Below are 582 nucleotides of genomic sequence, written 5' to 3'. Positions count from 1 at the left end.
CGGTAACGGTTGCAAAGCGTTTGCCCGGTTCAATGCTCACTTCCGTTACCCGCGCGACCGGATACCCAGGCGGATAGGTGCCGCCCAGTCCAGAGGTAACCAAGAGATCGCCCACCCGAATATCGGCTTTTTTGGGGACATGCAGCAGATTTAACTGGTCGATCAGCCCAGACCCGGTCGCGATGGACCTGAGTCCATTGCGGTTGACCTTGACCGGCAATGAGTGTCTGGCATCGGTGATGAGCAACACTGTGGAGGTGAGAGGGTTGGCGCGCTCGACCTGCCCCATCACCGCATTGGCATCTAACACAGGCTGGCCAACAAAGACTCCCGACAGGGTTCCCTTATCCACCAGCACCTGCTGGCGGTAAGGATCAAGATCCACTTGCAACAACTCGGCAATCAGTACCCGCTCACCCACCTTGAACGCTGAGCCTAACAGATTACGCAGCCGTTCGTTCTCTGATTCCAGGGCATCGAAGCGCTGCAAACGCGCGCTCAGCGTCAGATTTTCCTGGTGCAGACGCTTGTTCTCAGCGCGCAACTGTGCCTTGTCGGCCACTTGATTTTCAATGTTTCGGG

The 582-nt window shown here is 57.0% G+C and carries 1 protein-coding gene; it reads right to left on the bottom strand.

The window, feature by feature from the left end; all coding sequences use genetic code 11:
- Positions 1–562, bottom strand: a 562-nt coding sequence (gene mreC / locus CKO11_RS17215; RefSeq protein WP_223641534.1) for a rod shape-determining protein MreC, incomplete at its 3' end; no start/stop codon positions are given.
- Positions 563–582: the final 20 nt, after the last annotated feature.

Origin of the sequence: Rhodobacter sp. TJ_12 (assembly GCF_020023995.1) — a bacterium.
GTDB lineage: Bacteria > Pseudomonadota > Alphaproteobacteria > Rhodobacterales > Rhodobacteraceae > Rhodobacter.
Note: the sequence above shows the minus strand (reverse complement) of the source record. Positions and strands in the feature narration are given on the sequence as shown.